This window comes from Legionella waltersii (genome assembly GCF_001468085.1).
GTDB classification, from domain to species: domain Bacteria; phylum Pseudomonadota; class Gammaproteobacteria; order Legionellales; family Legionellaceae; genus Legionella; species Legionella waltersii.
This window is the reverse complement of sequence record NZ_LNZB01000015.1, coordinates 24,214-37,750: the sequence shown is the minus strand read 5'-3', so window position 1 is coordinate 37,750 and position 13,537 is coordinate 24,214. Positions and strand designations below refer to the sequence as shown.

The following is a 13,537-nucleotide window of genomic DNA, read 5'->3' as shown; positions in this document are numbered from 1 at the left end:
TTTTGTCCCCTTACTCATAGGCTACTGAATTCCATATACCGAATTGATTTAAATGAAAAGGAATTTGATTGATGGGATCGATAACAACTAGGTGAACCCATTGATTAAAAAATAAGGTTTTTAAAATAGAGTGTTTTTCAATCACTTGAGAAACCATCTCTTTGGGGGCATAAACAACGGTCAATAATCGCTGTGGCTCATGATAAGCGTTCTCATCGGAACTCATGACCGATTGCTGGGGAAGTCCATGCATCAGATCGCTTCCATTACCCTGCATTACCCCAATAGTTCCAACCACATTGTGAGTGATTTTGCTTCCACTTCCAAAGGCAACGTTATCCAAGGTTGAAAACAAATATTGGGTATTTATCCATTCAGCAACTACCATAGGCGCGGTCAAAATCGTCTCGAGCAAAGCCCCGTCGTGATCTTGGTCGTAGCAATAGGAATGCAAGAAACAACGACCATCAAGAGAGATGTTTTTGGTTAGATGCCTAGGGCCAACAATAAAAGCAGCATTTCGTGCCAAGCCCCATTCAGGTCGTGTTTCAGACCAGTCTATGCTTCTTCTGGTAATGTCTTTATGAGGACTGCAACTTTCCAATTTGATTCCTCGTTCCTGATTCGTTATAAGCTTTGCTTGTTTCAAATCGCTTTGGAGTTGACTTAAAAGCTTTGGATAAATCGTTTTCTCTACATCCTGAGTATAAAGTTCAACGCAATCTGTGGTTGTATTATGCAGCGCTCCGTAAAATACCGTATCCAGGGGGATGTGTATGCCACATTCTTCTAATCCTTGTCGAACCTCACGTTTATTAAGAATGGAGGCCAATAAGCGAGCATTAATTCCTCCATGATTACCACCACAGGCACCGCAATCCAGAGCAGAAGCATAAGGATTATTTTCAGTAGTACTTCCATGCCCACAAAGAATAATGAGTTTCGCAAAACCTGAACTAAGCCCCATAAGACGCAATACCGTTTCAGCATATTTTATCTGCTCATGCAAAGACAAACCTTGCTCCGCATCAGTTTCACTTAATTCATAAGACACTTTGGTCGGTATGGACGGTTTCAACCAACCCTTGATGGCTGATATGGAACGGTTACTTAATTCCGGTGCTAAGGATTTTAAGGTCATATTCAGACCGCACCAAAGCCCTAAGGACTCAACTAAGGCAAAGGGTGTCGACACATTTTGTTTGAGGTGAGTATAAAGACTTTTACAGCCGTTAATGAAAGCCTTTCCTCGTTGATAACGTTCAAAATCGTCTTTATTAGCAGCAGCTGGCATTTCTTTAATGGCATATTTAGGTTTCAATAAGACTGGGCAACACTCTTTGTTTTTATTGGTATCAAACTCATCGATACGCACTGGAAGTCCAAAAAATCCAGCAAAACCAAAGGTTTCATAGGCTCCTAAAGACTCAATTGCGCGACGAAAAGGCTCGGAACGTACATCTATGCAAAAAACCAATTGCGCATTTCTTCGCGGGATAGGAGCCACCTCCTGCTTAGCCTCTGGTACAAGCTCACTCAATAGCTTGTTGCGATAGCGGTCTTCATTATTCTTTAATGTCGCCAGCACTTTTTTAACCAAAGAGCCATCGTCGACGCTTTTTTTTTCTGTGGCTGCATCAGGCCAGAGGACGCAGGTTAGCACCAAACGCACAGCCAGAAAATCGGTAAGGGTGACTGTCGGCTCTCCTGATTTCTTTGTGTTCTGCCAATCGGTCTTCCATTTCACAAATCCTGCCCATCCGGGTAAATAAGACAGTGTCTTTGCAAGAAACGCTTCTTCTTGTCCCTCTGGAACGTGAAGTCTTAGCAGACAAGTTTCAATTGCCTCTTCTGCTGATTCAGGTAATTGCTCCAGAAATGCTTTTGCTTCTTTGTTATTCTGGTGCACCTGCTTATCAAAACAAACTAACTTCAAGAACCCATAATAAAAACCCTTTTCACGATGGGGCATGTCAATAGTGCCTTGCCCAGCATCAAAAATGCCACCGCACCATTTAATCATTTGCAGATTGACTTCCTCGAGTTGGAGATTACGCTCGGCTCTATGACGCCTGAAGCCACCTCGAGCCAATGCTTCTTCAAAGGTTTGTCCCTCAAACCCTTGCAAGGGGTTACACGCAATAAACGTTTCGATTGGCCAAACAGGCGCTATGCATTTTGCGGCATTGTGAACTAAGGCCTGAATTTCAAGCCCTTTCTTTTTTCCGCCATGATAAGTCATGCCTTCATTTTTAGTTCCTGAATTTATCAAATCTTGTTTCGATAATACTTTTGCAGTAGTCATAAATACTCCTTAGGACTATTAATAGTTGTAATCATTTCGTAATGCAGTCACGGTTTTTCTTGATGGCTGACTTGAATTAAGCAAGCTCATATAAAGCCAGCAGCCCAACTTTGATTGACCGATTTTTTGATGCAACCCCAAATTAAAGAAAGCCCACAACGCGCCAAATAAAACCATGATGGCCCAATGAATGATCGATAGTTGACCTCCCTTCAGAATCGATATACTTGGAATTAACCACTGAATCAGCTGGATGCTCGCGCCATACATAAACCCTGAAAGTAGTGCAAGAACAAGCCCAGAGACGATACTTAAAATCGTTTGGTGTACACGAATCCAAGTGAGCATGAGTTGAGCCCCGGCAATTAAGGCAAAGAACAAGACAAAAGCGCTGGGGTCGTATAAAGAGATGGTCTTATGAGTCACGAACGCAAAGGAACTCAGCGCAACCACCCCACCTGAAAGAGAGCTAAGGAGCATGATAGGAGAGACCTTAGAAGAGTTAGTCTCTGATTTTTTTTGTTTCACTGCAGAGCCCGAACTTAAAAACAGATAAGCTTTAAATAATCCGTGCCAACAAAGATGAGCAATGGCTGCAGCAAATAAACCAACACCACACTGCATCATCATAAAACCCATTTGCGCCATGGTTGAGCAAGCCAACATTTTTTTAATATCATGTTGCATCAGCTTCCAAATAGTACCCACCAAGGCAGAGATGGAACCGATTATAAAAAGTACATTGAGCAATCCAGGATAAAGCATCATCAGTGGGGCAAATTTAACGAGTAATATCCCCCCTCCGTTAACAAGGCCTGCGTGCATTAGCGCAGAAACAGGGGTTGGCGAATTTAAAGAACTGATAAGCCACCGATGAAAAGGAAGTAGGCCAGATTGAGCGAGCGCTCCAACTAAGATAAGGCCCATTGAAAACGTTAGTGATGATAAGTTGTCAGGGCTAGAGAGTTGAGTCAAGCTTGAAATAGAGCTTGTTGAATAGGTCACACTTAAAATAATAAACGCGATTAATAAACACAGGCTACCAATTGACAGAGTATAAAAAGCCAAGAGCCCAGAATTTTTTGCAGCTGCCCATTCTTTTTTATGCACCATCAAAAGCACTAGCAATAGATTAGAAGCAGACCAGGCACTCCAGAATAAAAATAGATTATCCGCAAAAACCATAAGCGTGGCTGCTAAGGTTAGTGCCGATAAAAGAAGAAAAAAGCGCCTGTAAAGTCTGTCGCCATGCATATACCTTAATGAAAAGCGATGCACGATAAAACTTACCAATAAGACTAGACTACATAACAATAAGCTGAGAGTATTAAGGCTAATCAATAAGTAGACTGTAAGATTCTGCGATAAGGATAAATAGGAGAGCAAGCCTAGCCCAGTCAAAAACCCTACCCCAATACAATAACCTGCCAGGCGCGCAGCAAGGATTGGTCTAGAAATTAAAACGCAGTTAAAGACAAGCGCACCAATTGGACAGGCTAACATGAGACATAAAAGAATTAGAACTATTGTATTCACACCATTCCCCATTAGAAATTGTTTTGCTACAATGGTAATATATTAGATCTGCTGATATAAGTGAAATTAAAAATATTCATATTTGCTATTAGGAATTCTAATGTCACTGGATACAATCACGTTGCAATGCTTTTTAGCAGTTGCAGAAACGCTAAGCTTTACTAAAGCAGCCTCTCGTGTGGGCCGAACTCAATCTGCCATTAGTCAGCAAATTGCTAAACTTGAGAATTTATTTGAAAAACAATTAATTACTCGCGGACGAGAATTATCCTTAACCCCAGATGGGGAGATTTTTTTAAGCTATGCGAAGCGAATCTATGAATTGCACCGCGAATCGTTAGATCGATTTAAAACCCCAGAACTTCAGGGAGAACTTCGTTTTGGCCTGCCAGAGGACTTTGCCTCGATGATGCTCTCGGATATCTTGGTTGAATTTTCAAGGCTTCACCCCCGAGTCATGCTTAATGTGGAGTGTGATCTAACCCTCAATTTAATTGAGCGATTTCATAAGGACGAATTTGATTTAATTTTGATAAAAACCAATGAAAAACATCCAATCACCGAAGGCATCAATGTATGGAATGAGCCTGTGGAGTGGGTGGGCAAAAAAGAATTACTACCAGCCCTTAATCAAAATACAATCATTCCATTGATTCTCTCCCCCAACCCCTGCGTCTATCGCGGCAACGTCATTGAATCACTCGATCAACATCACCTAAAATGGCGCTTAGCATTTAGTAGTCCAAGTTATGCTGGTAAAATGGCAGCTGTTCGAGCAGGCCTTGGGATTACTGCAATACAACGCAGTATGATTCCAAACTATTTAGATAGGCTGAATGATTATTTCCTACCTCCTTTAAGGGACATCCACGTGTCCTTAATTAAAAAGGACGGTGCAAATAATGCAATTGACTCTCTCGAATTTTTTATCATGGATAAATTAAAACACTAAACAAAGGACATGAGTCTTATGATGAGACAAGAAATGAATTCAATTGTTGAGGTTCTGGATAAGGCCACCATCGCTTCAATCGTCATGATAAGCGTCATCGTGAGCCTACTTACCTTAAGTATTCCTATAGCTGCCCAAACCTTAGTGAATTTGATTGCCTTTGGTAAATTACTACAACCTGTGTTAACCCTAAGCATCATGGTGCTTGTATTAATGATTGCTCTAGGAGCTTTAAATGTTTGGCAAGCCATTATCATTGAAGTGATTCAACAAAAATTAATGGTGAGAATAAGTCTTAATTTAACCCGTCAATTTACTCATTTATCTCTAGATAACTTCTCCTCACATCATGGCCCAGAGCTCGTTAATCGTTTTTTCGAAGTGGTGACCATCAAAAAAGCGCTATCAAGTCTATTGCTCTATGGCGTAAACTTAAGTTTGCAGCTCCTTTTTGGTTTACTCTTGCTTCTTTTTTATCATCCTCTCTTTCTTGTATTTGATGGATTTATTGTATTAAGTCTACTTTTGATTGTTTTTCTGCCTTACCGTAAGGGCCTCGAAAGTGCTGAAAACGAATGCGCTGAAAAGCATCAAATAGGTGCTTGGCTAGAAGAGCTGCTGACCAGTCGTTTTTTATTTCGCTTTAATCGTTATCATCACTATGCGACTCAGCAAACGGACAAGCGTTTGGTTTCCTTTTTAAAAGCGCGCAACATGCATTTTAAACAACTTATTAAACATCAGATTGGTTTTTATCTCCTCTCAGCAATCGCCAGTAGCCTCTTACTCGGCTTAGGGGGTTATCTCGTGATTAACAACCAATTAAGTTTAGGTCAGCTCGTTGCGGCAGAGATTGTGCTTGGTGCATTAATCTATGCGTTTAAACGTTTTGTTGTTCTTTTGGAAAATTATTACGATTTAGTGGCTTCCGAGCATAAAATTGACGTGGTATTAAATCTCCCAACGGAACCGATTAATACTGAGCTAAGCGAACTGATTATTCCCATAAAAAGCATCACGCTAGTCACTGAAAATCAAGAAAAAGCATCGGGAAGTCCAGAAAATCCGCTCGTTATTTGCGTGAATGAAACCCAAAAACAAGAGTCATTGACCGATTTTATTTTGGGTTTTAAAAACAATACTGACCTCACAGTGTATATCAACGAGACCCTCTGTCATGATCAATACAGGCGCTGCCTTCGTGACCACACCCTGTTACTTAGAGATAAAGAATGGTTTGCCGGCAGCATTTATGACAATTTACGCCTCAATCAACCGTCTTTTTCAATACAACAATTAAAAGAGCTTTTAAAATCTTTAGGGCTGATGGATAAAATAATGAGCCAACCTAATGGCTTAAAAAGCATTATTTATGATTGGGAGCAGGTGTTTACTGAGCTTGAGCTGCTTCAACTCATGGTGGTTCGTGCGATACTTGCAAAACCCCAGCTCATTATTATCGATCGCGTCTTTGATCGATTGACTACAAAGGACATCGAATTGCTGCTCGGCCATTTAGCAACACTCAAAGAGACTCTTTTGATTGTAATTACTCAATATCCAAATTTCATTCCACTGTCTAACTGTTTGGTGCTCTCATGAAGCTACACGCCTATCAAATGATTGGCAAATTACCCAATCCGCGCAAAATTGCTAAGATTATTTTTTTAGTACTCTTGGTTTTAATTGTGTTTTTGTGTTTTACCCCTTGGCAACAATTTGCCTTGGGGAGTGGGAAAGTGATTGCGTTTTCACCCACTGAGCGATTGCATACCGTGAATTCACCCATTTATGGCAGAATTAAAAAGTGGTATGTTGATGAAGGGATGCGTGTCAAGGCAGGCGATCCTATCGTAGAGATTACCGACAATGACCCTGACTTACTCAAACGATTGGAGCTGGAAAAGAAAGCCATTATGCTTCGTATCGAAGCGGCACAACAATCACTAACCGCCGGAAAAGCCAATGTAGAACGACAAAAAAACTTATACGAACAAGGCATCAACTCAAAACGTCAATACGAATTGGCTCAAATTGAATACGCCAAATACCAAAATGAATTAGCACAAGCCAATATTGATAAGGTCAGCATTGATGTTCGCATCGCAAGACAGCAGACCCAGCTCATCAAAGCACATGTCCCAGGAATCATCTTTAAGCGCCTGGCCGGACAAGAAAGCGTGGTGGTTAAAGAGGGGGAGATTTTAGCGGAGATTATACCTGTAACCGAATCAAGAGCGGTAGCGCTTTGGATTGATGGCAATGACATTCCATTTGTTCATCTCAATCAAAAAGCGCGCCTTCAATTTGAAGGATGGCCCGCCATTCAATTTAGGGGTTGGCCGCAAATCGCCGTAGGGACCTTTGGTGGAAAAGTGGCTTTTATTGATCCCACCGATAACGGCATGGGGATGTTTCGTGCGGTGATTGTCCCTGATGAGCCCTGGCCTGAGCCTGCTTTTTTAAGACAGGGAGTGCGTGTACATGGTTGGGTACAATTAGGGGAAGTGCCCTTATGGTATGAATTATGGCGTCAGTTTAATGGCTTTCCGCCGGAAAGCTTAGCAGAAAAGGCGAGCTCATGAGGATGGAAAAGCTACATGGGTTAGTCATTCTACTTATCGGACTAAATGCCTTATTGGGGTATTCAAACTCCCATGCAACCCCAAAAACACAAAAATTAAGCTTGATGAAGGTACTGCAAAGCATCGACGCTCATTACCCTCAAGTGAAAATAGCACGCCTTGAAGTGATCAAAGCCAGTGGCGCTTTTGTCAATGCAAAAGGGCAGTTTGACCCATCATTAGAGGCCACTACTCGCTCACAACCCGCCGGTGGTTATATTAATAATTACGGCGATACGCAACTTACTATTCCAACGCTTTATAATGGCGTGAAGCTTTTTGCCGGCTATCGCAATGGCGAGGGTAACTGGCCCATTTACTATCAAAACTATTTAACAAACTCCGGTGGGGAATATCGAGCCGGATTATCCCTTCCCTTACTTCGCGATCGCTTAATTGATAAAGAGCGAACAGGATTATTGTCTTCTTCTCAATTAATGCTCATGAAGGAACAAGATGCTGAGGCAATCAAAATAAAAATTTACCAAGAAGCAATTAAAGCCTATTGGCAATGGGTAGAAGCAGGGCTGCAATTAAACACCTTTAAACAACTCCTGAGCCTGGCCGAAGAACGTCAAAACGCCATTGAAAAACAGGCGAATCTTGGCGATTTGCCAAAACTTGCGATCAGTGAAAATTTACAACAAATCATTCAACGACAACAATTACTCAATCAAGGTCGAATGATATTTGAGCAAGCCGGGGTTAATTTATCGCTTTATTTTCGCGACCCCAAGGGCAAGCCGCTGGTTCCAGTAGAACAATCCTTGCCTTCTCTAACCAGCGCCTCAAATAAGATTGCAGGAATCCAACTGTCAGTCAGAGAACACCCTGGGATTAAAAAGCTTAACCATTACGCCAATATGATGAAGCTCAAACGCAATCAGGCCCGTAATGAACTACTACCGCAGTTAGATGCAACCGCTTACACGTTTAAACAAAATGGAACAGGTGGCTACCCCTTATTAATTCCACAAGCAGCCATGGTCGGTGTTTCATTTAAATTTCCTTTGTTGCAAAGACAAGCTAAAGGTAATCTAATCCAGGCAGAAAGCGAGTTACGTCAAGTTCGTGTTGAGACGCGATTTTTGTACGAGCAACTTAACAATGAATTCACAAACATGCTGATTGGCATCAAGAGAAGTCGACAACAAGTAGGCTTGTTAAAAAAAGAATTACGTTTGGCCCAAAAGGTGCAGCAAGGCGAAACAAAAAAGTTTTATCAAGGCGACAGTACTTTATTTTTGGTTAATCAACGTGAGCAAATGACCACCCAAGTGCAACTTAACACCCTGCATGCTCAAGTCCAATTAGAGGAATTAAAGGCTAGAGCCCGCTATTTCGCGTCAACTCACGGACCAAGTGACTTTAAACAACGCAGTAAATAAGGATTACATGAGTAGGGTATTCGTTTGATTTAGACAGGATTTGTGATTAGGGGATAATCCTGCTGCCCTTTAGGCATTATTTTAGACCCACTGAAGACTGTGACAATATCCAATATTAAGAAGGATTAAACCCAATTTGGAGAACAGATTTTGCGCCTCAATAAGCCAATTAAATTGATATTCTGGATTGTTCTTTTTGAAAGTATAGGTTTTGTATTAGGTTTACTAACTCAGGCAAATATAAATCCCTGGTACGAAAGTCTTAATAAATCCTCCTTAACCCCTCCAGGGTTTGTTTTTTCGGTTGTTTGGACCTTATTATATGGGCTTCTTGCTGTAATTGCCTGGATTTTATCAAGCCTTAACAAATCGTCTTCTCACAAAATCATTGTGCTTTTTGCATTGCAAATGCTGATGAATTGGTCCTGGACGCCACTTTTTTTTGGGCTACACTGGTTTAGGTCAAGTGCTGTTTGGCTTGTTAGCTTAACCGGTCTGACTTTTTTCTTAATCATTGAGGCAAAAAAAACGAACACAACCATTGCTTGGTTATTAATTCCTTACCTACTTTGGCTTGTGTTTGCCTCCTATCTCAATCTGTATATAGCATTAATGAATTAAAGGAACTAGGTATGAATATTCTCATCGCAGGAGCCTCTGGATTTATTGGGACGGTGTTGGTCAATCACCTCTCACAAAGTCACAAGATTACAGTGCTAGGACGTCAATTAGAAAAACTAGAGTCAATTTTTTCTACAGACATTCGCTTATTAACTTGGGATAGCTTAAAACTTGACGATGTAAAGCAATACGAACTCATCATCAATTTATCGGGATCGAGTATTGGTGCTAAACGCTGGAGCCCAAAGGTAAAAAATGAGCTTATTGAATCACGTACTAGAACCAATCAGCAACTGATTCAATGGTGTATCAATCATGATGCCAAACCTCGATTTTTTTGTGCCAATGCGATAGGAATCTATGGTGCCCAGGAAATGAGTACTGGAATCTTTGATGAAAAGTCTCCTCTTCCTCAGTCATCTGATGATTTTTTACAGCACGTAGGACTTGTCTGGGAGCAATCTCTTAAAAATGCTATCGATGCAGGCATACCTGTAACCACATTAAGATTTGGTGTTGTTTTCAAGCAAGGTGAAGGCATGCTTAAACAATTGGAGCTGCCTTTTCGCTTGGGAATGGGGAGCATTTTGGGTGGTGGTAATCAGACACTATCATGGATTTATTACAAGGATTTAATCAATGCGATTGATTTTTTGATAGAACATCAGGAAGTCACTGGTCCAGTGAATATCACAAGTCCTTATCCAGTGACACAAAAAGAGTTTGCACAACAGTTTGCAAAGGCCTTAAAGCGACCACTGTTTCTTAAAACACCAGGATTGGTTATTAAGATTCTTTTTGGTGAAATGGGTGACTATTTGCTCCTTAAAGGCCAAAAAGTACTCCCTGGTCGCTTGAATGAACTCGGTTTTAAATTTACTTACCCTAAGATAGAATCTGTATTTGCAGAAGAGTTTAAAAAAACCAACTAAAACAAGGACAAAGCATGAATGGATTATCATTAAAACTGTTTTTAATCGCCTTCGTAGTATTTATTATTACAGACATGATTTGGTTGGGTTTTATTGCCAAGAATCTCTATTTTCAACACTACGGGCCATGGTTAAACCTTGTCGACGGACAATTAAAACCCCTTTGGTGGGCGACACTCCTGGTGTATCTGTTGTTTGCTTTAAGCGTAATCGTATTCGTTATTCCTTTAGCCCATCATTCTCTTTATTGGGCTGCTTTTTATGGAGCCGCTCTAGGGGGAGTCATTTATGGAGTCTATGATTTTACCTGCCTTGCTATTTTTAAGGATTTTCCCATAGGTATGGGGCTCTTGGATTGGTTTTGGGGAATCTTTTTATGCTCTTGGAGTTCCTTATTGACTGTTTATTTGGGTGGGTATTTAAAATAATGCAAGTGGCGTCAGTTCAATAAATGATTTCACCCTTGCCCAAGTTTTATCTAGGTGTCAGATTATCAAAAAAATATTCAGATGCCTATTTTCTTTGAGGAAATGAATGGAGAACTTTGGGGAGCCCCCTATGACACAGAAGGTGGGGATCCCTCAGGCTTTCAGCCCAGAATCCAGTAACGGCTGGTTATGATTTACCTGAAAAGAAGTTGTGAACCAGTTACCTCTTTTGTGTGTTGGAGGCTAGGAGAATTCACAGGAGCAAATAAAGTTTCAGTTTTTGGATTCACTGGTTCAGGTTCTGGTGCCCTTGTTAAACTTGCCTGAGGTTGTGCATGGAAGCCCAGATCATCAAACAGTTTTGAAAAGGCACTGACATCGTTCTCTTCTTTTATCTCTTTATCGCCTGATGCTGCAGAAACAATTTCCTCTTGTTTAAAACGGTATAAATTGGCTAAAACAATGGTAGATTCAAGCACCATCAAGGCAACGCCAAGGGCAGGATTAAGGGCAAAACCGAGGGCAACAAATATTCCTGCAGCTACTAATGTAATCACTGTATTATAGGTTAAGCTTATAAATAAATTCTGGAAAATATTGCTTTTGGTTTTTTTTGCGACATCAAATGCTGTTGCAATAGGAAATAACAAACCTTGTTGCACGACTATCCCTGCATGTTGCTCAGTAACCTCATCGCCAATACTTGATTTAACAGCAATCCCAATATCCGAATAGGCAATGGCGGTAACATCGTTGGCCGCGTCACCAACCATAGCCACTTTATACCCTTTGCGCCGTAACTCCTGGATGTAACTTGTTTTAGAAATTTCGCCGGATTGGGTTTCAGCACCTACTGCATTTGCAGCAATATTTTCTTTTGCAATACCTAATAAGGCAGCATATTTCTCAGCCGTTACATGATCTGCTCCCGTGCATAGATGTACTGTTTTACCAAGACGCTTTAATTGGTTCACTGTTGCAACAGCATCGTCACGCAAAGGATCCATTAAGGCAATTTGTCCAATGACAGCTGAGCCACGCACGATATATATGGAACCGTTATCAGGGTTATTATAGGGTTCATCGATGAAGTTGATGTTATTTGCTAAAAGCATATCTTTTGTGCCGATGATGAATGTTTCACCCTTAATAGCCCCTTTTATGCCTGAGTGATGACTTTTATCAACAGAAGTTAAATCGGAACGCTCACTGGCAGCTATGCCATGCTCATCGATATAGGTTTTAATTATTTTTGCTACTGGGTGTTCTGATTGGCTCTCTAATAGTGCAACCTGACTCAAAAACTGTTTATTTGCAATCTGAACTTTTTGAACTGAAATAGTTCCTTTAGTAAGGGTCCCGTTTAAATCAAAAACAACAGTATCGATATCTGCAGCGGCTTGTAATGCCTTTCCATTATTAAATTGAATTCCATGTTCAGCTGCCTTTTTCATACCGATCTTAACGGCCATGGGTGTTATCAAGCTCAAAGCACAGGGACAGGCACTAACAAGAACAGATATAACGCATTGAATGGCAAGTGCTGGACTAAAGACCGAAGCGATGACAATTCCTGATATCAGGGCTACAGCGAGTAAACCGGGAATAAAATACTTCAATACTCTATCGGCAAACTCTTCAATTGGCGCTTTTTCATCATGTGCTTTATTGATGTTTTTTGCTATTACGGAGAGGTAAGAGTGTTCATAAGTCTTTGTAACCCGCATTTCCAATGAGGGAAGATGATCCGCTAAACGCATCCCTGATTTTACGGCATCACCGGGTTTAAATACTTTAAGTTCAGGGGAACCATCGATTCGTGTAGTATACAGCTGGCCTTGTTGAGTTAACACTCCATCGACAGGAATAACATCTCCCGTTTTGATGATAATAATATCGTCAGGAATCAGTTTTTTGACAGAAACTTCTTTATTCGGATTCCCTTTTCTCATGGCTAGGGGAGGTACACAATCACGTACATCCAATTTTTTATTGATTTTACCAATTAAGGTATGCTCAATTCCTTCCCCTAAATGCCAAAAGCCTAACACCAGAGGCGCCGCTTCAAACATCATGGGCAAACCAGGAACAAACAAACTAAGAATAGAAACCCCAACAATGGTTAGCGTGCTTATCGCATACAATGTTGAGGTGTCCCAGGTTTTTTCTTTTAATGCCTCCCAGGCTGATTTATATACAGTACTTCCTAAATAGAATGTCATCAAAGCAGTAAGTCCTGTTATGACAATATAGGCGATAAGAGGGAGATTAAAACTCGCAATAGAAAGAACGATCAAAGCGACTCCCCATAGAACACCTAAGGCTGCTTTAATCCAATGATTTTCATCATGTTCGTGATCATGACTATGTCCATGATGAGGTTGATGATCATGATTGTGACTGTGCTCATGTTGATGAGGGTGCTTATGGGAATGGGATTTTTTTTTGCTTTTATTCTGCTTTTTTATAGTTGAATGGGGCTTGGCATCTTCTGATAATTGGGTTTGAGACTTAGTATAACTCATTGGATACCTCTATTTAATGATGATACAAATGCTGCAGAGAGGGCAAAGTATGTTTTGAAACTTCTGGTAAATAAAATAAAGTGTTATAATATAACGCATGATTATTGAAGGGCAAGACTATTTTCGTAATTTTTAGACAATAAATGATCTCCATGCGTTAATCCATACCAGTTATTGGATTATTTATTCTTGAAATAGTGGTTATGATAAAGTAGGCTGATCTTCC

The 13,537-nt window shown here is 40.7% G+C and carries 10 protein-coding genes; 7 read left to right on the top strand and 3 right to left on the bottom strand.

The features are described 5' to 3' along the window. Positions 1 to 10 precede the first annotated feature (10 nt). Together Lwal_RS03360 and Lwal_RS03355 are read right to left on the bottom strand one after the other, a co-directional pair. Positions 11 to 2,305 (bottom strand): DUF2309 domain-containing protein, encoded by a 2,295-nt coding sequence (locus Lwal_RS03360; protein WP_058479509.1) that lies wholly within the window; start codon positions 2,303 to 2,305, stop codon positions 11 to 13. Between the two features lie 18 nt (positions 2,306 to 2,323). Beyond that, positions 2,324 to 3,841, bottom strand: a complete 1,518-nt coding sequence (locus Lwal_RS03355; protein WP_095197585.1) for a proton-conducting transporter transmembrane domain-containing protein — start codon at positions 3,839 to 3,841, stop codon at positions 2,324 to 2,326. 100 nt (positions 3,842 to 3,941) lie between these two features. Between Lwal_RS03355 and Lwal_RS03350 the strand changes: the two genes are divergently transcribed. The 7 genes from Lwal_RS03350 to Lwal_RS03320 all read left to right on the top strand — a co-directional run bounded on the left by Lwal_RS03350 (position 3,942) and on the right by Lwal_RS03320 (position 10,786). Further along, positions 3,942 to 4,793, top strand: coding sequence for a LysR substrate-binding domain-containing protein (locus tag Lwal_RS03350; RefSeq protein WP_058479507.1), 852 nt, complete (start codon positions 3,942 to 3,944; stop codon positions 4,791 to 4,793). A gap of 18 nt (positions 4,794 to 4,811) precedes the next feature. Then, a complete protein-coding gene (locus tag Lwal_RS03345; RefSeq protein ID WP_193787209.1) occupies positions 4,812 to 6,395 on the top strand; it encodes an ABC transporter transmembrane domain-containing protein in 1,584 nt (527 codons plus the stop codon). Then, positions 6,392 to 7,378: an HlyD family secretion protein gene (locus Lwal_RS03340; RefSeq protein WP_058479506.1), complete on the top strand. Its 987-nt coding sequence runs from the start codon at positions 6,392 to 6,394 to the stop codon at positions 7,376 to 7,378. The genes Lwal_RS03345 and Lwal_RS03340 overlap by 4 nt, the downstream gene beginning before the upstream one ends. A gap of 2 nt (positions 7,379 to 7,380) precedes the next feature. Further along, a complete protein-coding gene (locus Lwal_RS03335; protein ID WP_058479760.1) occupies positions 7,381 to 8,805 on the top strand; it encodes a TolC family protein in 1,425 nt (474 codons plus the stop codon). Between the two features lie 150 nt (positions 8,806 to 8,955). Then, positions 8,956 to 9,426 carry a TspO/MBR family protein gene (locus Lwal_RS03330; protein ID WP_058479505.1) on the top strand — a complete coding sequence of 157 codons (471 nt, stop codon included), beginning with the start codon at positions 8,956 to 8,958 and terminating at the stop codon, positions 9,424 to 9,426. 11 nt (positions 9,427 to 9,437) lie between these two features. Next, the gene (locus tag Lwal_RS03325; protein WP_058479504.1) at positions 9,438 to 10,358 is read left to right on the top strand and encodes a TIGR01777 family oxidoreductase; all 921 of its coding nucleotides are present in this window, start codon (positions 9,438 to 9,440) and stop codon (positions 10,356 to 10,358) included. Between the two features lie 14 nt (positions 10,359 to 10,372). Next, complete coding sequence (locus tag Lwal_RS03320) at positions 10,373 to 10,786, top strand: DUF2177 family protein (protein WP_058479503.1); 414 nt, start codon at positions 10,373 to 10,375, stop codon at positions 10,784 to 10,786. A 194-nt stretch (positions 10,787 to 10,980) separates the two neighbouring features. Here the strand turns inward: Lwal_RS03320 and Lwal_RS03315 are convergent, their stop codons facing one another. Then, complete coding sequence (locus Lwal_RS03315; RefSeq protein WP_083500028.1) at positions 10,981 to 13,311, bottom strand: heavy metal translocating P-type ATPase; 2,331 nt, start codon at positions 13,309 to 13,311, stop codon at positions 10,981 to 10,983. Positions 13,312 to 13,537: the final 226 nt, after the last annotated feature.

What these genes read in the sequence shown, in the direction of transcription:
- Lwal_RS03360 (WP_058479509.1), bottom strand. Translation starts at nt 2,305, where the DNA reads ATGACTACTGCAAAAGTATTATCGAAACAAGATTTGATAAATTCAGGA.
- Lwal_RS03320 (WP_058479503.1), top strand. Translation starts at nt 10,373, where the DNA reads ATGAATGGATTATCATTAAAACTGTTTTTAATCGCCTTCGTAGTATTT.
- Lwal_RS03350 (WP_058479507.1), top strand. Translation starts at nt 3,942, where the DNA reads ATGTCACTGGATACAATCACGTTGCAATGCTTTTTAGCAGTTGCAGAA.
- Lwal_RS03335 (WP_058479760.1), top strand. Translation starts at nt 7,381, where the DNA reads ATGGAAAAGCTACATGGGTTAGTCATTCTACTTATCGGACTAAATGCC.
- Lwal_RS03340 (WP_058479506.1), top strand. Translation starts at nt 6,392, where the DNA reads ATGAAGCTACACGCCTATCAAATGATTGGCAAATTACCCAATCCGCGC.
- Lwal_RS03325 (WP_058479504.1), top strand. Translation starts at nt 9,438, where the DNA reads ATGAATATTCTCATCGCAGGAGCCTCTGGATTTATTGGGACGGTGTTG.
- Lwal_RS03345 (WP_193787209.1), top strand. Translation starts at nt 4,812, where the DNA reads ATGATGAGACAAGAAATGAATTCAATTGTTGAGGTTCTGGATAAGGCC.
- Lwal_RS03315 (WP_083500028.1), bottom strand. Translation starts at nt 13,311, where the DNA reads ATGAGTTATACTAAGTCTCAAACCCAATTATCAGAAGATGCCAAGCCC.